The organism is Nostoc sp., from assembly GCF_036917155.1.
Taxonomy (GTDB): domain Bacteria; phylum Cyanobacteriota; class Cyanobacteriia; order Cyanobacteriales; family Nostocaceae; genus Nostoc.
Window position 1 is genome coordinate 59,193 of record NZ_JBALDZ010000020.1, and the last position, 20,772, is coordinate 79,964.

Here is a 20,772-nt window from a genome sequence, read left to right on the forward strand (position 1 = left end):
TCTGAATTCTTTATTCTTCAATTATAGGTATTTACATACTCTCTAACCCGATTCTTCCCTGTTCGCTTTGCCTCAAGCATCGCTTGATTTGCCCGATTCAGAAAATCTTTAACCGTAATCCCTGGTTCTGATACAGCTATTCCAAAAGAAGCGGTGATGCCTTCGAGGATCTGATCGCCGTCTCTCAATTGCATTTGTTCAACATCTAGCCTTAATTGTTCTACTCGCTTCCTGAGCGTTTCCAGTGTCATATTAGGCATCACAATCACAAATTCTTCACCACCCCATCTGCAAGCAATGTCAAAAGAGCGAATAGATTTTAACAGCAGCTTTGCTAATCCCTGGATAACAATGTTGGCAGTCAGGTGCCCATAGCGTGAGTTGTAAGATTTGAAATTATCGATATCAAGAAAAATAATACTAAGAGGTTGTCCCGAACGTTCAGCTTCTGCTAACCTCTGTTCCGTTATACTTTGCATATAGCTTTGATTGAATAGCTGGGTCATCCCATCCCGCAAGTTATCATGGGTTAGACGTTGTTTTATCGATAAATTATTCAGTGCAATGCCTAATGTTCTAGCAATAATCTCAGTAATTTGTTGATCTTCTGGACTGATTTCTTCAAGCGTATCGATGTGTAAGATCCCAACTACTTCGCCTTGTCCAAACAATGGAACACACAGATGTGTACCGCTAACCGGCTGTATTAAGTGGCTGCACATCAGTCCCGAATTACGAGGCGATAAAAGATTTAATTTTCCTCTCCGCAATGCCCAACAATCAGATAGTGAAAATATTTCTTTATTGCTTCTTTCACCTCCCCAAAAACTATTCATCTGAACATAATTCTTGGAATTAGCAATTATATAGATAGAACCACTCATATTCGGAAACAGCTTAGAACAAGTTAAAGCGAACACTTGATACACCTCATCTTCAGACTCGCAGGAATAAAGCATATCTGTCATATCTGAGAGATATATAAGTTCTCGTTTTTTTGCCTCTAATTCCAGTGTTTTTTCTTCTAGCTGCCGATTTAAATTGGTGAGCGATCGCTGGGCTTCTATGGATTCTGTAATATCTATACTGATCCCACCAATGCGGTAAGCGCCCGTTGCATAGTCACTAAACGGAAACTTAAACGATAACCAGTAACACGGCTGATCGTTACCAGCTATCTTTATCTCTTCAATCAGCTTCAAGGGGTGTAGAGTCTTCAAAACGACTTGATCGTTTTCCATTACCCGCCGCCCCTCTTCTGGATCTGGCAAGAATTCACTATCGGTTTTCCCTAACCATTCTTGTGAATCTACCGAAAATTTAGACTGTATTTCTTGGTTGTAATAAAGTATTCTAGATTGCTCATCTTTAATATAGGCTCCAAAGGGGCCCTGATCTAGGAATAGCCGTTGTATTTGCTGGCTGCGTTGAAGTTCGCGAATATCTTCTTGATATTTAGCGATCGCCTCTACAATTTGATAAGCGGTTGGCATCAGGTAAAATAAGGCACACAAGGAAATAAACGCCATTAAGTCAAGCATGACTAAGTGCAGCAGCGATACTGGCATATACGGCTCAAAGATCGCCAGTAAATGATGAAATCCGCAAAATAGCACGAATCCACCTGATAAGAAAAAGGCTAGCCAAAACTTAGAAGGGATAGTTGCCTTAGTTTTAGCAAAGAAAACCCCTATGACTGTGGGGATGCCAAAGTATGAAAATGCAGTGATGCCGTGAGCAATTATGCAATTCCAGTAAATAGGCTCCATGCTGATCTGATATTAAAATTTCATCCGTTTCACTATAATTCTGGGTAGCCTCAAGATGTAAGGATAGAAAGGATGATTTCAGTGCCTCATGCCTCAGTTTTACAAAAGTTATCATGGTAACTTTTTAAACGGCTGCTTATGTCATCCCCTTACCAACCTGACTTACCAAGTGAGTGAGTTCGGGTAAAATGAGTTTTTCCATCGCCAGGCGTACAGCATTACTGGAGCCAGGAAGGGAGAAAATTAATTTATCTTGATAAACACCAGCAACAGCGCGAGAAGCGATCGCCCGCGAACCAATTTCTTGATAACTTAAAAAACGGAATAATTCACCAAATCCTGGCAAAGTTTTCTCCAGTAACTTCTCAATGGCATCGTAGGTAGTATCTCTTGGTGCAATACCTGTACCACCATTGAAAATTACAGCATCCAAATTTGCACTTTTACCCAGATTTTCTATCTGCCCTTGAATTTGTGTTGGTTCATCTTTGATAATCGTGTAGCTTACCACAGTATGGTTAGCACCAAGGAGTAACTGCTGAATTAGCTGGCCACTTTTGTCTGTTTCAAAAGTGCGTGTATCGCTAACAGTAACCACAGCACAAGTTACCGTAATTCTCGGCGAGTCTGGGTGGGGTTGTGGCGTCATAAGTCAGTTCTGAACGTTTGATCGTGGATAATTGGGCATGGGGAATGGTGCATTGGGTATGACAATAATTAAGCTAATCAGCATTCAAGTTGCATAATCAGGGCGGGCAAGATGCCATTGGTGTCAACTTTAGCTGGAAATAGCTTAACTGTTGGCTTCCATGCCCGCCCGGAAATCAATTTTCGGGCTAATAGCTTAAGTCTACTGAAGTAGACTGGAGATTCTTGGCGATATTTAGTCATCTTCAGATGACTTTAGCTATGAGACGGGAATTTCAATTCCCGGCGGACAAGCGGTTTCGCGTTAAGTTGACACTAATGGCAAGATGCCCACCCCACAAGATATTGAGAAAATTTTAATATGCAAATTAGATGTGTTTTAGCTTACCAATGCCCAATGCCCTATGCCCAATGCCCTATGCCCTATGACTCATTTTTGCTCAGTCCCAAATCGTTTTCTTCAGCATACCGCTCCATGAAGCGTATAAAGCGATCCCATTCTTGAACAGATTTCATCACGTAAAGTGCTTCTAATTCTTCCGGTTTCCCGTTGACAAATTTAGCCTTGACTTCGCGGGTAATTATCTCTCCTTCTTCGTCAATCAAGTACATCCCGGTAATATCTTCGGTGCTACCTTGATCTAAAATCTTCGGATTCGTAAAAATAAATGTTGCTGTGCCACTATCGCCACTGCGCGATCGCGTCAAGCGCACATCTGGAGTTACTTCTTCGTCAAGACCTCTAGAAAACTGGATTTTCGCCATGATAAATGAATTTAAGCTTTGGTGATGGTTAATTTAATATTCTCTCATCAATTAGAACACCACGGTCTAGAGGCTATTGTTATTCGTCTTTAAGTGTATATATTTAGATTAATTATTTTTAAAGTAATAAATTTACGGACTGCTTCTCCCTCACCCTATATACGTTTATAGCTTTTCCTAAGCAATTGAGGTACACCCAAATATTTGTTGCCAAGGTTAGCTTTGAAAACGTACCTCAGTAGAGTGGGAACTTGCTATAGCTTATTATCCACCCTGTCATAGTAAGTATAATCCGATTGAACAAACATGGGCTGTGCGAGAAAACTACAGGACTTACGCAAAATACCTCTCAAACTCTTATTTCTCCGTGTTCTCTGTGTCTCTGTGGTTCGATTTTCCGTTACCTGTGCGTAAGTCCTAAACTATTGTGTTAGTGGATGAAATTACTTAAATAAGTATACAGAAAATATATAAAAAATACACGAAAAATATAAGAAGCAGATTAATACCTGTATTTTTTTTGTGTATTATAAAAATACCTAAGTAAAAATAGTTAAGTAACCAGAAATAAACCTAACAATTTCAAGCGCTCAAAACTCTTGCGATTGCTCATACTCTTCTCTTAGCAAAGAAGCTACGTGTAGCTTGCTTCTCAGTTCGCGCAGCGTCCCGTAGGAAAGGAGTACGGAAACACCAACAGCGAACACAATGACATAGTTATAGATTTTCTCACCTACCTACTTATTCATTTCCAAAAATACTAATTAAATGACAAATCTAAAAGAATTAGAGAATTTGAAGAATAGTACACTTAGAGATAGAGATATCAGATTTGATATTTTAAAAATACTAGGTATTTTTTCTATTATCCTTGCCCATATAATTCCTAGAAATATCTTTTTTCATATCAGAAACTTTGATGTCCCCTTGATGGTAATCGTTTCTGGCTCACTATTCTACTGTTCTAGTTATAAGAAAAATTATTCTTTAGCCACTTATTTATACAAGAGAATTCCAAGACTCATCGCTCCTGTATGGTTGTTCCTCAGTTTTTATTTCATTTCTATGTATATTGCTTATTCACTGTTCAATAAACACTATCCTTATCTCCTGACAAAAGATATAATTAATAGTTTTATATTGTTAGATGGCATTGGCTATGTATGGGTAATTCGCGTCTTTATTCTGATGGCTATTATTTCAACTCTGATTTTGAATTTATATAGATATTTGAAAGATAAAAAATTGTTTTTTATAGTCCTATCAATTATCTATATTGTCTATGAAATTCTATTTGCCATATCAACAAACATTAATCTAGATAGTATACCATTGTTGTCTATTCTGATAAATAAATATCTTTTTTACACTATTCCATACGGATGCTTATTTGGTTTAGGTGTTGCTCTGCCAACAATGAAACAAAAATCAATATTAATTATTGGTGGATTATTCTTAACAATTTTTTTAGGATTAACTGGCTATTTATATTGTGTTCAAGGTGTGATTCCGTTGGCACAAACTTTTAAATATTCGCCAAGACTTTATTATTTATCTTATGGGATTTTTATGTCAATGTTTGCATTCACCTTAGTTGATACACTGTGCAAGAAATATAATTTAAATAGTCAAAAAAATCTAGTTAACAAATCCATAATATTTATAAGTGCATCAACATTATGGATCTACCTGTGGCACATCTTATTTCTTTACATAGAAAAGTTGCTAGTGAAAAACAATTCGAGCCTTAATAGTAATTATGTAGGTATTTTTTTAATAATTACAATTTTGTCAATCGCGACAACTTTGGCTCAAAAAATAATTGTTTCTGGTGTAATCAGAAAAAACAAATTTGGACAGAGATATTCAGAAATACTCTCTATATTGTTCTTAAAATAGAAAAAAGATGTTGCTCTTGAAATCCTCCCCGCCGTAGCGCATTTTCATTATGGCAGAGCCATTGAGAATGCATTCCCAGGTTCCACCTGGGAACGAGTAGCAAGCTTTTAATTCCTAACTTTTATTTGCCAAAGCCTTTACCGCGAGAAGTTGAAGGTAGACAAATACAGTTTTCGAGTTGACTGATTAAAGCCTCACGATCTAAATTTTGACCAATCAGCACTAGCTGATTTTTCAATTTACCTTGCCATTCATCATCATCCAAGGTAAAGCGTTTACCGCAAAGGTGGAAAATATGACGCTTCGGACTTTCATCAAACCACATAATACCCTTGGCTCGGAAGATATTTGAGGGTAGCTGGTTATCTAAGAAATATTGAAATTTCTTAATAGAAAAAGGCTTGTCACTTTGGAAAGAGATGGAAGTAAAACCATCATTTTCTAAATGGTCAGAATGATGGTGATGATCGTGGTCATGATCGTGATGATCGTGACCACATGTTGAGTGATCGTGGTCGTGATGGTCATGATCGTGATGGTCGTGTTCATCCACCACTGTGTCAAAATATTTATCAGACTCAAACAGACCAACACTCAAAATTAAAGGAAGTGGAACTTGCGATCGCGTCGCGCGAATGATTCTCGCTCCTTCCTTAACTTCATTAATTTTTCTCTCTAACTCCTTCAAAGTGGCTTCATCAACTAAATCAGCCTTGTTCAGCACAATCACATCACCATAAGCAATCTGGCTGTATGCTGCCTCAGAGTTAAATAAATCTAGGCTGTAATTTGCCGCGTCTACCACAGTAATAATCGAATCCAAACGGGTTAAATCCCGTAATTCTGTGCCCAGAAATGTTAAAGCTACTGGCAGCGGATCTGCCAATCCAGTTGTTTCCACTACTAGATAATCTAGATTTTCTTGGCGTTCTAAAACTTTGTAAACTGCATCTACTAAATCATTATTAATAGTGCAGCAGATACAACCATTATTTAGCTCCACCATGTTCTCACCAGTGGAAACAATTAGCTCGTTGTCGATGCCAATTTCACCAAATTCATTCACTAGAACAGCGGTTTTTAAACCCTGTTGGTTATTGAGGATATGATTAAGTAAAGTCGTCTTGCCACTACCGAGGAAGCCCGTAATAATTGTTACTGGCATTCCTTGTTTGGGCGTATCCATTGCGGAAGATTCGGGTGTAACTGCTGATTGCATAGCGCTGTTATCAAATAGTCAAAAAATAGTAATGTGGCGGAAATAGTCCAGAAAACACTAGCGTCGCTACGCGGAATTAAAAATTCAAAAACCCTTGATTTCTGGGCTTTCGAGATTTTGTCCAATAGTATGTTGATTTCCGCCGTGACGTACTAGCATAGGGATGCTGGACTGTCATCCCAGCTGCTTTCCCCTATTATTGCGTATCTCCCTATTCAGCATTACACCTGTTAAGCTGTTCGACCTTTGACTTCCATACAGTCAGCAGCCAGAACGCTTGCCAACACGAGGTTTTCCATTTTGAATTTTGAATGAGTGAATTTTGAATTGATTATGACCCTAACCCTTTACAATACCCTCACCCGTCGTCAAGAACCGTTTGAAACAGTCGAACCAGGTAAGGTTAAGATGTATTACTGCGGCGTGACGGTGTATGACTACTGTCATTTGGGTCATGCTAGAGCTTGCATCGTTTGGGATGTAGTGCGCCGATACCTCCAGTTTATCGGTTATGAAGTCCGATATATCCAAAATTTTACTGATATTGATGACAAGATTCTTAATCGAGCCTGTGTTGAACATTCATCAATGGAAGCTGTAGCCGATCGCTTCATCAAAGCATATTTTGAGGATATGGCGCGGCTGGGAATCAAGGAAGCTGATGAATATCCCCGCGCTACCCACACAATGAATGGCATTCAGCGGTTAATTCATGAATTGGAAAATAAAGGTTTTGCTTACCCTGCTGATGGCGATGTGTATTATGCAGTACGAAAGTTTTCTGAGTATGGCAAGCTTTCAGGACGCAAGTTAGAAGATATGCAGGCGGGGAAAAGCGATGCCTACGGCGGGCTACGCCTACGCGTTAACGTCGAAGATCCAGAATATCAGAAAAAGAAAGACCCCTTCGATTTTGCTTTGTGGAAGGCAGCAAAACCGGGAGAACCAGCTTGGGAATCACCTTGGGGCGCAGGTCGTCCGGGGTGGCATATAGAATGCTCGGCAATGGTGCGTGATCGCCTGGGTGATAGCATAGATATTCATGCGGGTGGTGCTGACTTAATTTTTCCCCACCACGAAAACGAAATTGCCCAATCTGAGGCTGTAACAGGAAAACCCTTAGCGAGTTACTGGTTACATAACGGCATGGTGAAGGTAGATGGTGAAAAAATGTCCAAATCTTTGGGCAACTTTACCACTATTCGAGAATTGCTGGATCGAGGCGTTGACCCGATGGCAGTGCGGTTGTTCGTGTTAACCGCTCAATATCGTACACCCATAGATTTTACCGACGAAGCGATCGCCGCAGCAACCAATGGCTGGCACACCATTAGAGAAGGTTTACTCTTCGGCTACCAATACGGCAAAAAACTAGGTTGGGATTTAGGGACTAGGAATATCCCAATACCCAGTACCCAATACCCAGTACCCAATTCCTATGTTGAACGCTTCCAAGAAAGTGTAAATAACGACTTTAACTTTCCCGGTGGGTTAACAGTATTGTTTGAATTAGCCAAAGAACTGCGCCGTGAGGGAAATATTCTTGTGCATGAAGGGAAAACCGAAACATCACCAGAGGAGTTACAACGGCAATGGCAAACACTCGTCACATTAGCTGGAGTCTTAGGTTTAGAAGCCGAGATAGAAACCGAAACTCACACGAGTAATGGTTTAAGCGATGCGGAAATTGAGGCGAAAATTCAGCAAAGGCAACAAGCACGTCAAGCCAAAAAATTTGCTGAAAGCGATCGCATTCGTGACGAACTTCAAGCACAAGGTATTACGCTAATTGATAGTCGTGATAGCACGCGCTGGCATCGGAATAATTAAATTCAAAATGATGAACAACCACAAACAAATAACGGATAGAACATTTGAATTCTCTGTTCGCATAATTAACCTCTGTCAAGTACTCAATGAAAGTTCTGGAGTGGGGCGAACACTCTCGCAACAGTTACTTAAGTCTGGTACGTCCATTGGAGCAAACGTTGAAGAATCGCAATCGGCACAGAGTACAGCCGATTTTGTTCACAAGCTAGAAATTGCTCTAAAAGAAGGTAGGGAAACGAAATACTGGCTAAGACTTCTAATTGCATCTGAGTTGATTTCCGAAGACCGTCTACTGCCAATTCTGGGGGAAATTAACGAGTTAATCCAAATAATTGCCGCAATAGTTGTCAAAACCAAACAAAATCGCCAACAATAACTTCATTAATTTTGAATTTTGTTAGCGCAGCTAAGCCTTTGTCTTCTCCCTTGGCGTTAGCCTCTCCCAATGTGATTCGGGGAGACGCTAAGAGCGATAGCGCCGGCGGCAAGCGAGTTATCGAGCGTCACGAGCGTCATTTTGAATTTTGAATTGAATTATGTGGTCTGAACTGAAAAAAGCGATCGCTAGTTTCGATATACCCGCTGATTGGATTGGTATTAGAGCCGTAAAGGAAACTTCTACTACCCGTTTCGTCCGTGACGCCTTACCCCAACTAAACGGCAAATCCTTCACTGCTGGAGCCATGCTGGAAGTTTTGGTTAATGGCAGTCTGGGTTATGCAGCTACTAACTCTCTGGAACTGTCTTCCCTCCAAGCGGCTGCTCAAACAGCCTATAAACAGGCACTAGCAGCCAGTGAATGGTGGATACATCCCTTCCGTGAAAGTGAGCGTCCTAAAGTCGTTGGTGAATATAAATCGCCATTTATTGAACCATTAGATGCTCTGAGTCCGGGAGAAATCAACGATTTACTAATTCGGATTTGCCAAACGCTCAAAGTTGATGACAAAATTGTGCAAACCATAGCTAGTGCTAGCACAACTGAGAGAGAATCTTGGTTTGTCAGCAGCAACGGCTCAGAAGTCTATCAAAAAATACTATCCATAGGCACTAATTACGGAGCCACTGCCCAAGATGGAGCAATTGTACAGCAGCGCAGCAACAATGGCTCCCAAGCAAACTGCTACCAAGGTGGACTAGAACTATTAAAACAAGAAAACTTATGGCATCGGGTGCGGCAAATTGGCGAACAAGCAGTAGAACTTTTGACAGCAGAGGAATGCCCAACCACCCGTACAAATTTAGTTTTAGCACCAGATCAAATGATGCTGCAAATCCATGAAAGTGTCGGGCATCCCCTAGAAATTGACCGAATTTTGGGAGATGAGCGTAACTATGCTGGGGGCAGCTTCGTTAATAAAAGCGATTTTGGCAACCTAGTTTATGGTTCGCCACTGATGAACATTACCTTTGATCCCACCGTGGCTGGTGAATTTGCTAGCTATGGCTTTGATGATACGGGTGCTGTCGCAACGCGGGAGTATTTGGTTAAAGAAGGAGTACTGCAACGGGGTTTAGGTAGTCTGGAGAGTCAAGCCAGAGCAGGTGTAGCAGGAGTTGCCTGTGCCCGTGCTTCCTCATGGAATCGGCCAGCGATCGATCGCATGGGTAACTTGAATTTAGAGCCTCTCAATGGTACTTTTGAAGACATTATTGGCGAAATAGAACACGGCGTTTACATGGAATCTAACCGTTCTTGGTCAATTGACGATCGCCGCTACAAATTCCAATTTGGTTGCGAGTACGCTAAATTAATTGAAAACGGCAAACTTACCAAAACCCTCCGTAATCCTAACTATCGCGCCACAACACCAGAGTTTTGGCATAGTTTAATTAAAGTTGGAGATGCCACAAACTGGCAAATGTATGGTACTCCTTATTGTGGTAAAGGAGAACCAAACCAGGCCATTTGGGTAGGACACGGTTCACCTGTTTGTGTATTTGCTAACGTCGAAGTTTTTGGTGGAGGAACTTGAAAAAAGTTAGGAGTTGAAGGTTAGTAGTTAAAAATCTTCAACTCCTAACTCTTAATTCCTAACTCCTAACTTTTCTCTCTCCCAACTCCCTATTAATATTAAATATCCATGAAAATTGAGGAATTATCTGCATTAGAAATCAGCTTTAATCGACTGATTGAAAGTTTGCTGATCAAAAAAGCAGAAGATGAACAATTCACTGTGAGACTCAGCAGTGAAATAAGTCAATTTACTCGTTTTAATCATGCGAAAGTGCGACAAACTGGTTGTGTTGCTGATGGTTGGATCGAACTGACTTTGATGAAAGAGCAGCGCAATAGTGTTCGGCAGTTTCCCTTTACTGGAAATTGGGAGGTAGACTGGCAATTAGCATATACCGCTTTCCAGGAATTACGTGACGAACTTATTCTACTACCCATCGATCCATATCTAGTTTTGCCTTCAGGAAATAATACCAGTCGAGAAATAAATTCTGGGAATTTATTGGTGGCTGAGGCAGTAGTGCAAACTGTGCTAGAACTAGTTGCTGAATTGGACTTTACCGGGATATATGCAGGGGGAGTGGTCATTAAAGCTTATGGTGATTCTAGCGGTCAAAAACACTGGTTTGCTACTGATTCTTTTACCTTAGATTATTCTCTATTCTCCACATCTGGACAAGCCGTTAAAGGCACATTTGCCGGGAGTGATTGGGATAAATCTGCTTATGTAGCCAAAATTAGCGAAGCGAAAAAACAACTAGAATTGCTTGCTCGTCCAGTTAAAGAATTGCCACGAGGACAGTACAAAACTTACTTTGCACCTGCTGCTGTTTCAGATTTATTATTAATGCTTTCTTGGGGATCTGTGAGCGAAGCTGATATTCAGCAAGGCAACAGTTCTTTAGCTGCTCTATGGCGTAAAGAAAAACAGCTTTCCACTGCATTTAATTTGAAAGAAAACTTTCAACGGGGATTAGTACCACGCTTTAATGAATTGGGAGAAATAGCAGCGCCAGAGTTATCTGTAATAGAAAAAGGATATTTGGTAAATACTTTGGTGAATTCTCGGACTGCTAAGGAATATCAAAAAATTGCCAATGGCGCGAATGGTTCAGAGACTTTACGAGCGCCAGAAGTGAGTCCGGGAAATTTAGTATTTGAGCAGATTCTTCCGAGTTTAGATACAGGATTATATGTATCCAATTTGCATTACTTGAATTGGAGCGATCGCCACACTGGTAGAATCACAGGTATGACTCGTTATGCTTGTTTTTGGGTAGAAAATGGAGAAATTATTGCCCCTATTGAAAACTTGCGTTTTGATGAAAGTCTTTATCGCTTCTGGGGAGAAAACTTAGTCGATTTGACCACTTTTCAAGAATTCATTCCCGAAGTAGGAACTTATGAAAGTCGCCAACTGGGAGGTAGTTTAGTTCCCGGTATGTTGGTGGAAGATTTTACATATACCTTGTAATGAGTTTATGCAAATATTCTCTGGAAATGCAAAATTCGGTGGTTTAGGTAAGCGTCGCAAATCCGCCCAATTAGACTGGATAGCACACTCAACCTGATGCGCCCGTAATAACCAGGTAAGGATAGGCATTAATGCTTTATCTGAACTGCCGTCTGAGCCAAAAAGCGCAGGGTTCCATCTGATAGTGCCCTTGCTGGATGTGATGTGCTGTCTTTGCCAGTGACTATTAGCGTTAGAATTTCACGTCGTTCATCGCGGTCAATTCCTACTTCACCCACATCGTCAATCAGTTCTGCCAGCCGATTCGCAACTTGGCTGTAAACCTGTGCTTCCGCCTCATCATCTGACAGTCCAATTGTTGAATGGTTTTTGTTGAACCGTGCCAAATGATAGAGTGTTGCAGCTAAGTGAGAACCATCCATGTCTAATTTTGTGGGCGATGTAAATTCGTCTGGCTGCCTTAGTGCTGAAGGTTCTAACTGAAGTAGCCGCCAGGATTGCATTTCTCTTCGCGCCAGCAGTACCGTTGGACTTTCCGCCGCATTAGCCACAGACAGCACGGTTCGAGGAAGATTCATGGCTAGTCGAGACAAGGGTTTTCCATTTCTCCCGTCTTGATGTAGCTTAATTACTGTCTTTCCTTTGTCGTCCTCGGTTGAAATAAATGGTGAAGTTCGCCGCCCCTTAACTGCTGATTTACGCCACTCAACACTATGAGGAAACAATAAGTTTTTCTTGGCATCACCAAGATTAATATGAACTAACTCCTCTTTAATGATTTCTAGGGAACCTAAAGACCGTAAGCCATCATCTGATCTATAAGCGAGGATGATAGAGTAGCGAAGAAAAGTAATACTAGCTTCCGCCTTTTGCCCTAGATCGTCCACACCCTCTTCTGGTACAATCATCTCGGCATCAAAGGACATTTCATCTGCATATTTGTCACCAACACGGTGAAACAAACTACGTACATCAGCTGTTCGACCTCCTTCATCTCGCACAGATAAGGCAGCTTCAATTAGTTGAATATCCGCAGTCGCACTTAAAAATCTAATAGCATCAAATAAGTTGGATTTACCGACCCCATTAGCCCCAGCTACACAGGTGAATGGGCCGAATCGGACATCAACATCGACGAGGTTCTTAAAACCAGAAACTTTCAACCTAGTTAGCATAATATTCCTCTGTTGGCAGAAAACATTGCAAATTTGCCAAGCAGACGTGGCTCACAAACAGAGTAAACCTCCTTCTTCTGGTTTGACTGTACAACCTGAATAAATTTTAAGTCTCGTTGGATAAAACCTGGTTATATTGACACTCGCAACTAGCTCAATCATCTGTTGCGCCTCTAGCGAAGCATCTTTTGTAAAAACGGGATATATACATTGCGTCTCAATGAGAAAAATGTATCAAACCATCTTTCTACAAACCCGTCAACCCAAACTGGTAAATGCTAGGACTACAGTTTATCTTTTTTTGCCAGGAGGTGAATTGCGCTGGGTGAGGTTATCAATTTGCAGTTGTTGCCGTCCATTGGTGACAATTCGCAACATCTCTTTGAGATCCTGCTCAATATTTCCCAAAAGTCCATCGGCATATTGATCGGCACCATCTTCAATTTCTTGAGCCTGAGCGATCGCAGTTTGTCGCATCATCTCTAACTCTTGCTGACAAGCATACCGTTTACGCTCAATCTCAGCGAGGGTTTCTTGCATTATTCCCTCACACTCTTGTTGCACTTGTCGCCGCAGTTGTTCAGCTTCCTGTTCCGCCTGATGAATAATATCGCTTTCAGCTAAAATTTGCGCTCTTTTTGCTTGTGCGGCCTCAACAACCTGCTGTCCATATTCTTCCGCTTCCAGCAAAATTTCGTCTTTTTGCTCAAGAACTGCTGCTGCTTCTTGAAAAAGTGATGGTAAAGCCAGCCGGATGTAATCAAGCTGATCCAGCAACTTTTCTTCATCGATGAGCGTGCGTCCCGTCAGCGGAATCCTGAGACTAGAGAGAACTATTTCCTCTAGGCGGTTGAGTTCTTGTTGAATATCTATGCTTCCCTCTCCACCGAGATATTCTTGAGGGGGGGGATTGCTTCCGTTGAGATTGGGTTCAACATTGGAGATTTCTGATTGTAGCATTGGTATATATCCAGGGCAATGTGTGGGGGAACGAGATGATCGATAGAGCCACCAAACCTTGCAATCTCTTTTACCACACTACTACTTAAAAAACTATATTCATTTGAGGTTGCAAGAAAAACTGTTTCTATTTCGGTAGAAAGAGTTTTATTGGTGTGAGCCATTTGCAGTTCCACTTCAAAATCTGACACAGCCCGTAAACCCCGCAGCAAAACTTGTGCTTGTCGCATTTGAGCATAGTTGACGGTAAGACCATCAAAGCTGTCTACTTCTACATTCGATAAATGTTGTGTAGAATGACGTATCTGATCTAGCCGTTGCTCCACACTAAAAAGTGGCATCTTGTTGGGGTTCCGCAGTACAGCGACAATCACCCGCTCAAACAGCCGACTCCCGCGCTGGATGAGGTCAAGGTGTCCCAAGGTGATGGGGTCGAAACTACCAGGATAAATAGCGATCACAATTTTAAATATATCAAAGTTGTTTACGTGATTATATCGAAACCGTTTTGTGTAACTTACTCAAATCTACCATCTTGCGCTCTGAGTAAGGATGCTAAATTCAACGAAGAGGCAGGGGGCAGGGGGCAGGGAGCGGGGGGAAATGACCCCTGACTCCTGCCGTGTAGCGGAGCGGAACATGTTCTTACGTCCCCGACTTCTATTAAGTGGTTCTCGTACCCTGCGGGAAGCTAACGCAACAGGTGGGGTTGAATCCCCCTTTCTGTTCCTTCTCCCCTGCTCCCTGCTCCCTTGCCTCTTGTTCAATTGTTTTAGTGGCACAAGTTATGCTCAACTAGGCATTAGGAACTAGACTCCTAAATATGGATACGGGATTTTTACCTACATCCCCACAATGTTGTGGATAATTCAAGTGTAGTTCCAGTATTCGAGATGCAAGAAACTCCGTACTTAGCAAAGTGCGTGGGTAGTTAACGAACTTTTCTAGGTAATTTTTCATGGCACTGGATTTTTCCACCTTGCCCTTGGCATTTCAATTCACTTCACCGGGCCCGATTCTGGTGAAAATAGGGCCACTAAGTATTCGTTGGTATGGCTTGTTGATTGCTACAGCAGTGTTAATTGGCGTCATCCTTTCCCAGAATTTGGCAAAGCGCCGTAATGTTAATCCTGAGTTGCTAGGGGATTTGTTTTTTTGGTTGTTGATTGGGGCAATTCCTAGCGCACGACTATATTATGTTTTCTTTGAATGGTCAAAATATGCCCCAACTCCAGGAAAAATCTTTGCGATTTGGGAAGGAGGTATTGCCATTCATGGAGCGATTCTTGGTGGCGTTGTGGCTGCGTTAATCTTTGCCAAAATCAAGCAGGTTTCTTTTTGGCAACTGGCAGATTTAGTAGCGCCTTCGCTGATTTTAGGGCAAGCGATCGGACGTTGGGGCAATTTCTTTAATTCTGAAGCTTTTGGCGATCCGACTGATTTACCTTGGAAGCTCTATATTCCAGCAGATCGTCGTCCTCTAGACTATGTTAGTTCCGATTACTTTCATCCCACCTTCCTCTACGAATCTCTGTGGGATTTAATGGTGTTTACGCTACTCATAACGTTGTTTTTCCGGTCTTTATCCGGTAAGCCACGCCTGAAGGTGGGCACACTATTTTTAGTTTACTGGCCAGCCTATAGCTTAGGACGCTTGTGGATTGAGGGCTTTCGCACTGATAGCTTGATGCTGGGGCCGTTACGGATGGCACAAGTAGTCAGTAGTCTCGGAATTTTATTGGGATTAGTTGGATTAGCTTGGCTTTATTTACTCAAACGCCCTTTACCTGATGTAGTTCCTACTCTTAAGGGTAATGGGGAGAGTGGGAGATGAGGGGGATGAGGGGGATGAGGGGGATGAGGGGATGAGGAGAATAAATAACCAATGCCCAATGCCCAATGCCCCATACCGAATGCCCCATACCGAATGCCCAATGCCCAAAAATAAAAAATGCCCCAGAATATTCTCTAGGGCTTAACCAGGGTGCATCTACCATTACTATCTACTAGGGAAAGAAGATGAATCCGGAAAGATACTGAAGAATTTGCCACAAAAATTTTTTGAGGGATTGCCGTGTGTTCTTTTAAAAGTGAATATACAGAAGACTATAGTGATAAAAAAACACTATATGGTTTAGAGCCATCTGTGTATATTGTGGGAGCAGGGCCGGGAGATCCTGATTTATTAACGGTGAAGGCGCAGAAACTACTGGCTGCTGCCGATGTGATTTTATTTGCTGATTCTTTAATACCCGAACAAATTTTAGAACTTTGCCGAAAAGATGCGGAGATCATTAGAACTGCGAATCAGACTTTAGAAGAGATTTTGCCAATTATGATTGATAGGGTGCGATCGCAGCAAAAATCTCTAGTCCGTCTCCATTCTGGCGATCCTAGTCTCTACAGCGCTATCCACGAGCAAATGCACCTCCTCGCAGAGGCAAATATTCCCTTTGAAGTCATACCAGGTATCAGCGCCTTTCAAGCTGCTGCTGCCAAACTGAAAGTAGAATTGACTGTCCCTGGTTTAGTTCAAACGATCATTTTGACACGCATCAGTGGACGTACAGAAGTCCCCGCCACTGAAGAATTAGCGACTCTTGCAGCACATCAGGCTAGCCTCTGCCTATATTTGAGTGCGCGTCACGTCGAAAATGCCCAAGCTAAATTACTCGAACACTATCCAACCGAAACCCCCATTGCGATTTGCTTTCGCATCGGCTGGCCTGATGAAAAAATTAAGGTTGTCCCTCTGAATCAAATGGCAGACTGCACTCATCAAGAAAAACTAATCCGCACTACACTTTATATCATCAGTCCAGCACTCTCGACAGCAACAGGGCGATCGCGTTTATATCATCCCGAACATAGTCATCTATTTCGCTCATCTCATAACTAAATGTTGGGGATGGGGCATTGGGCATGGGGCATTGGTGATGGGGCATTTATTCTCCTCCTCTCCTCATTGCCTCTGCGTTTCGATAAACTTAACAATGTGAAGAAAAACCAAAATTCTAATTTCGGTATTATGCCATTAATTAAAGTGCAAACTTCTGCATCTGCTCCTCAAAAAGCTGAAATTGAGTCGATGCTTTTAAACTTATCAGCCAAGTTGGCGAAACATTTAGGAAAACCAGAATCCTATGTAATGACTGCTTTTGAACCAGGAATCCCCATGACTTTTGCAGGGAATACTGACCCGGTTTGCTACATTGAAATTAAAAGCATCGGTACGATGAAGCCAGATCAAACCGCAGCGATGAGTCAGGACTTTTGCCAGCAGATTAACCAAACTCTAGGTGTGCCGAAAAATCGCATTTATATAGAGTTTGCAGACGCTAAGGGGGCAATGTGGGGCTGGAATGGCACAACCTTTGGTTAATTAACATCTTCTTTGGTCAAGACTGAATGGCACTAAGAAAAGGGAAAATCGTTGAGGCAGCAGGGGTGCTCTTGTGCGGAGGAGCAGGGGAGAAAGAAGAAGTTTTAAGCATTGCGTTCGGATATTTAGAAATTCCCCTCTGCGCCCCTGCTCCTCTGCAATCCTTACGCTGCATACCCTTCAGCTTAACTTAGTGCCATTCGGTCAAGACTAAGTTAATCTGGCAGGTGTAGTATAGAGATTCAGCATCAACTAGTGATTTTTTATGTCTGCTACGCCTCTTGTATCTCAGGTTGACTCACACAACCCAGAAAAATCAGCATTAATCCCTCCCTTACTAGGTGCCAGCGTTGCCGAGTTAACTACTTGGGTGCAGCAGCAGGGACAACCTGCTTACAGAGGAAGGCAACTGCATGAATGGATCTATGATAAAGGGGTGCGATCGCTAGCTGATATTTCTGTCTTCCCCAAGCAATGGCGTGCAGAAGTCGCAGAAATCCCTATTGGGCGCTCAATCTTACATTATCGCTCCGAGGCCCCTGATGGCACGGTGAAATATCTTTTACGATTAACAGACGGGCAAATTATTGAAACTGTAGGTATCCCCACCTTCGCAGAAAGGGGAGAAGGCCCAAAAGCCCGGCTGACAGTTTGTGTTTCTACACAGGTAGGTTGCCCGATGGCGTGTGATTTCTGCGCTACTGGGAAGGGAGGCTACAAACGCAACCTAGCACAGCACGAAATTATCGATCAGGTGTTGACTGTACAAGAAGATTTTCAGCAACGGGTTAGCAATGTTGTGTTTATGGGACTGGGTGAACCGTTGTTAAATACTGAGAATGTTTTAGCAGCCCTGAAATCACTGAATCAAGATGTCGGTATAGGACAGCGATCGCTTACAGTTTCTACAGTTGGTATTCGCGATCGCATCCGTCAGTTCGCGGAAAATAATTTGCAAATCACTCTGGCTGTAAGTCTCCACGCACCCAATCAAGCACTACGAGAAAAACTCATCCCTAGCGCCCGCGCTTATCCTTTAGAAGATTTGCTGGCTGAATGTCGGGAATATGTAGAAATTACTGGCCGCCGGGTTACTTTTGAGTACGTTCTTCTCGCTGGTGTTAATGATTTACCAGAACATGCATTAGAACTTTCAAAATGCCTGCGAGGATTCCAAAGTCATGTAAATTTAATTCCCTACAACCCTATTCAAGAAGTAGACTACAAACGCCCTAACCGCGATCGCATTCAAGCATTTGTCAACGTCCTCAAGCAGCAAAATACTGCTGTTAGTGTCCGTTATTCTCGTGGTTTAGAAGCCGATGCTGCTTGTGGGCAATTAAGAGCAAGTAAGAATTGACATCCTCCCCACCCTATAGAGGGATGGGGATTCCAAAGAATTACTTCTTGGATTTCCTGGTTTTTCCCTTTCGAGATTTCGGCACTTGCCTAGCCATTTCTGACCCCGGTAGTACGCCTGCACAGGCAGTTTCCATTCCCCGATTGTCCACGGGTACTGTCTTGGAAAATCGCTCCTCTTGGGGGAACCCCAAGACCGCGTTTTCCGCTTGATTAAGTCCACGCAATAACACCATCTCAGCAGCCGCATGATCTCGATGAGTTTGATATCCACATTCAGGGCAATGATGTTCTCTTTCTCCCAAGGGTGTAGACGGATGGGGAATTCCGCGAAAAAGGTTAAATTAATCTGTTACAGCCAGTAAATTTAATTACTTTGGCCTTACGTGTATTTGGATGTTAGTCGCAATTGCTGCAAGGAGACAATAGTAGAAATTGTTATATTAAGGTTAAGCGATCGCTCGACCAAACCTATAACAGATAACCGTATGTTGAATCGCTCATTGACGCTTAAACTATGGCTACTAGTCATTGTTCTTGCAAAAGCTTTGCCAATAAATTCTCCTGCTTACGGACAAATAATTCAACCGATTCCTCAGCAACCTGAGTCTTTTCAAGAAAGAATGAGACAACAACAAGAGGAGCGAAATCAGCAAACACAAGAACAACTTCAAGAAACATGGCTACGCTTAAATCTTCAAGAGCCACAACTACAACAACAACAGAGAATACAACAACAAGAATTTACACGACAACGGCAAGAACTGATACGCCAGCAACAGCTGAGAATGCAACAACAAGAAACAAGACTACAACAGCAAGAATTTACACGACAGCAACAGCTGAGAATACAAGATCAACAACTCAGACAAGATCAACAAATTAGACAACAGCAAGAATTGAGATTACAAGAACAGATACGACAGCAACAACTCAGACAACAGAAAGACAATCTGTAAACTGTTCAAAATTTCTGTTGAAGAAGAATTCAGAACCGCCACTAATGTATGTAAACCGCTAAATCCTATCCGCCAGGACTCCAATTCATACTAAATTATGACTCAATACGGTTCAACGAAGGTCTACTGGTAACAATTTTGGGTTTTCGAGACGCGATAAATCGCCGTCTCTACAAGTGTTTTGTTGCTCATTCTGAACTGTATTGAATTATAAAGAAAATGCTGAAAACCCCTGAGAAACAGCAACGCAGTTGCGTTTTTCAGACTTCAGGCAGGGGATGAAAGCTGACCGCAGCATTTATGCTGCATTAAAAATTAGAGAAAACTGTCTCCAATTTTTAATTTTTTTATTAACTAGCGGTGTGCATAAATTCCTGGGGCATAAGCTTCAATAACTTTGCCAGTGCGAGTGCAACTAATCATCAAGTAGTCACAACTTGGGCATTGTGTCCGAGTTAATTGACTATCAGAAATATAATAACGTTCCGCATGGCTACCACAATTTGGGCAGTAAATCTTTTGTACTGTCTGCATTTTAAAACCCCTGGTTGTAATTATTTTTTATTTGGTAAAGCCACAAGTTAAACCAAGAAAAATTCTGGTTCGACCCAACTTAACAAATTGCTGTAATATTGGCTGATTATTTTAAACAAAATTTCAGGTTTGAAAAGTTTTTGATATCTCTATCTATTATCCTAAAAATTAAGTGATTTTACTCTCCTACTTTAGATACATAAATTGATTTTTAATTAAATTTTGCTTAGAGATTTACTGATCCCTATGATTAATGCCTTGAGGAAACCTTGTTTATAGTCATTTAGAACGAATACAAAAAAAGCCGTTCTTGTATTCAAAAATTAAAACCAACAAATTACTGTATATTTAGTAACAAAATTTCTATCTTAAGATTTAGTTAATATTTGCTGACAGGATTTATGAGATTAAATTCTGGTGAGATAATCTAATTAAAATTAGCAAACTCCTGAGTGGCGGCTTCCTTTGCTCAGAACTTCGGGAGTCACTCAAAGTTCTGTCTACATTTTGTTTTCACCGACTCTCACCGAAACAGTGCTGAGTAACGAGTGCTGAGTAAAAAAGTAGTGGACTGTCTAGGCTTTAATGTTGCAAAAAAATTGTAGGTTGGGGAGCCACTGCGTTGCGCGGGTTAAGAGCGTTGTAGCAAGTGGCGTTGGAGGCTTTGCCAAAGCCAACATCCTGATATATGTTGGGTTGCGCTCCGCTCCACCCAACCTACGTCTAATGTACTATTTTAGCCTAGAGAGTCCACTACGTGTATTTCAAAAATCAAATACTAGTCCTATATCTACATTTTGTTTTCACCGACTCTCACCGAAACAGTGCTGAGTAACGAGTGC

General features: G+C 41.7%; 19 protein-coding genes. 11 read left to right on the forward strand and 8 right to left on the reverse strand.

Annotation, left to right across the window (positions count from 1 at the left end; translation table 11 throughout):
• Window positions 1–17 precede the first annotated feature (17 nt).
• The 3 genes from V7K67_RS02775 to psb28 form a co-directional block, all read right to left on the reverse strand.
• The gene (locus V7K67_RS02775) at window positions 18–1,769 is read right to left on the reverse strand and encodes a diguanylate cyclase (RefSeq protein ID WP_334732559.1); all 1,752 of its coding nucleotides are present in this window, start codon (window positions 1,767–1,769) and stop codon (window positions 18–20) included.
• A gap of 136 nt (window positions 1,770–1,905) precedes the next feature.
• Window positions 1,906–2,418: a MogA/MoaB family molybdenum cofactor biosynthesis protein gene (locus tag V7K67_RS02780; RefSeq protein ID WP_334732560.1), complete on the reverse strand. Its 513-nt coding sequence runs from the start codon at window positions 2,416–2,418 to the stop codon at window positions 1,906–1,908.
• A gap of 422 nt (window positions 2,419–2,840) precedes the next feature.
• Window positions 2,841–3,182, reverse strand: coding sequence for a photosystem II reaction center protein Psb28 (gene psb28 / locus V7K67_RS02785; RefSeq protein ID WP_334707193.1), 342 nt, complete (start codon window positions 3,180–3,182; stop codon window positions 2,841–2,843).
• A gap of 768 nt (window positions 3,183–3,950) precedes the next feature.
• Here psb28 and V7K67_RS02790 point away from each other — a divergent pair.
• A complete protein-coding gene (locus V7K67_RS02790) occupies window positions 3,951–5,081 on the forward strand; it encodes an acyltransferase (protein WP_334732561.1) in 1,131 nt (376 codons plus the stop codon).
• 121 nt (window positions 5,082–5,202) lie between these two features.
• Here V7K67_RS02790 and V7K67_RS02795 read toward each other — a convergent pair whose 3' ends face one another.
• The gene (locus tag V7K67_RS02795) at window positions 5,203–6,300 is read right to left on the reverse strand and encodes a CobW family GTP-binding protein (RefSeq protein ID WP_334732562.1); all 1,098 of its coding nucleotides are present in this window, start codon (window positions 6,298–6,300) and stop codon (window positions 5,203–5,205) included.
• 333 nt (window positions 6,301–6,633) lie between these two features.
• On the opposite strand from V7K67_RS02795, the gene cysS reads away from it, so the two are divergent.
• The 5 genes from cysS (at window position 6,634) to V7K67_RS02820 (ending at window position 11,561) form a co-directional block, all read left to right on the forward strand.
• Window positions 6,634–8,130 carry a cysteine--tRNA ligase gene (gene cysS, locus V7K67_RS02800; protein ID WP_334732563.1) on the forward strand — a complete coding sequence of 499 codons (1,497 nt, stop codon included), beginning with the start codon at window positions 6,634–6,636 and terminating at the stop codon, window positions 8,128–8,130.
• A gap of 10 nt (window positions 8,131–8,140) precedes the next feature.
• On the forward strand, window positions 8,141–8,506 hold the full coding sequence (locus V7K67_RS02805; protein ID WP_334707204.1) for a four helix bundle protein: 366 nt from the start codon (window positions 8,141–8,143) through the stop codon (window positions 8,504–8,506).
• An 11-nt stretch (window positions 8,507–8,517) separates the two neighbouring features.
• On the forward strand, window positions 8,518–8,658 hold the full coding sequence (locus V7K67_RS02810; RefSeq protein WP_334732564.1) for a hypothetical protein: 141 nt from the start codon (window positions 8,518–8,520) through the stop codon (window positions 8,656–8,658).
• Window positions 8,659–8,666: 8 nt separating this feature from the next.
• Entirely contained in the window at window positions 8,667–10,106 is a 1,440-nt protein-coding gene (locus tag V7K67_RS02815) for a TldD/PmbA family protein (RefSeq protein ID WP_334732565.1), read from the forward strand.
• A 108-nt stretch (window positions 10,107–10,214) separates the two neighbouring features.
• Window positions 10,215–11,561: a TldD/PmbA family protein gene (locus V7K67_RS02820; protein WP_334732566.1), complete on the forward strand. Its 1,347-nt coding sequence runs from the start codon at window positions 10,215–10,217 to the stop codon at window positions 11,559–11,561.
• Window positions 11,562–11,689: 128 nt separating this feature from the next.
• Here V7K67_RS02820 and V7K67_RS02825 read toward each other — a convergent pair whose 3' ends face one another.
• The 3 genes from V7K67_RS02825 to coaD form a co-directional block, all read right to left on the reverse strand.
• A complete protein-coding gene (locus tag V7K67_RS02825; RefSeq protein WP_334732567.1) occupies window positions 11,690–12,736 on the reverse strand; it encodes an AAA family ATPase in 1,047 nt (348 codons plus the stop codon).
• A gap of 291 nt (window positions 12,737–13,027) precedes the next feature.
• Entirely contained in the window at window positions 13,028–13,696 is a 669-nt protein-coding gene (locus V7K67_RS02830; protein WP_334732568.1) for a DivIVA domain-containing protein, read from the reverse strand.
• On the reverse strand, window positions 13,606–14,157 hold the full coding sequence (gene coaD, locus V7K67_RS02835; protein WP_179067646.1) for a pantetheine-phosphate adenylyltransferase: 552 nt from the start codon (window positions 14,155–14,157) through the stop codon (window positions 13,606–13,608). The genes V7K67_RS02830 and coaD overlap by 91 nt, the downstream gene beginning before the upstream one ends.
• A 497-nt stretch (window positions 14,158–14,654) precedes the next feature.
• On the opposite strand from coaD, the gene lgt reads away from it, so the two are divergent.
• The 5 genes from lgt (at window position 14,655) to V7K67_RS02860 (ending at window position 19,396) form a co-directional block, all read left to right on the forward strand.
• Window positions 14,655–15,530 carry a prolipoprotein diacylglyceryl transferase gene (gene lgt / locus V7K67_RS02840; protein ID WP_334709740.1) on the forward strand — a complete coding sequence of 292 codons (876 nt, stop codon included), beginning with the start codon at window positions 14,655–14,657 and terminating at the stop codon, window positions 15,528–15,530.
• A 240-nt stretch (window positions 15,531–15,770) separates the two neighbouring features.
• On the forward strand, window positions 15,771–16,595 hold the full coding sequence (gene cobM, locus V7K67_RS02845; protein ID WP_334732569.1) for a precorrin-4 C(11)-methyltransferase: 825 nt from the start codon (window positions 15,771–15,773) through the stop codon (window positions 16,593–16,595).
• Window positions 16,596–16,724: 129 nt separating this feature from the next.
• Complete coding sequence (locus V7K67_RS02850; protein ID WP_273763732.1) at window positions 16,725–17,078, forward strand: phenylpyruvate tautomerase MIF-related protein; 354 nt, start codon at window positions 16,725–16,727, stop codon at window positions 17,076–17,078.
• Between the two features lie 265 nt (window positions 17,079–17,343).
• Window positions 17,344–18,438: a 23S rRNA (adenine(2503)-C(2))-methyltransferase RlmN gene (gene rlmN, locus V7K67_RS02855; RefSeq protein WP_334732570.1), complete on the forward strand. Its 1,095-nt coding sequence runs from the start codon at window positions 17,344–17,346 to the stop codon at window positions 18,436–18,438.
• A 487-nt stretch (window positions 18,439–18,925) separates the two neighbouring features.
• Entirely contained in the window at window positions 18,926–19,396 is a 471-nt protein-coding gene (locus V7K67_RS02860; RefSeq protein ID WP_334709344.1) for a hypothetical protein, read from the forward strand.
• A gap of 354 nt (window positions 19,397–19,750) precedes the next feature.
• Here V7K67_RS02860 and V7K67_RS02865 read toward each other — a convergent pair whose 3' ends face one another.
• Window positions 19,751–19,930, reverse strand: coding sequence for a replication restart DNA helicase PriA (locus V7K67_RS02865; RefSeq protein WP_292836020.1), 180 nt, complete (start codon window positions 19,928–19,930; stop codon window positions 19,751–19,753).
• Window positions 19,931–20,772: the final 842 nt, after the last annotated feature.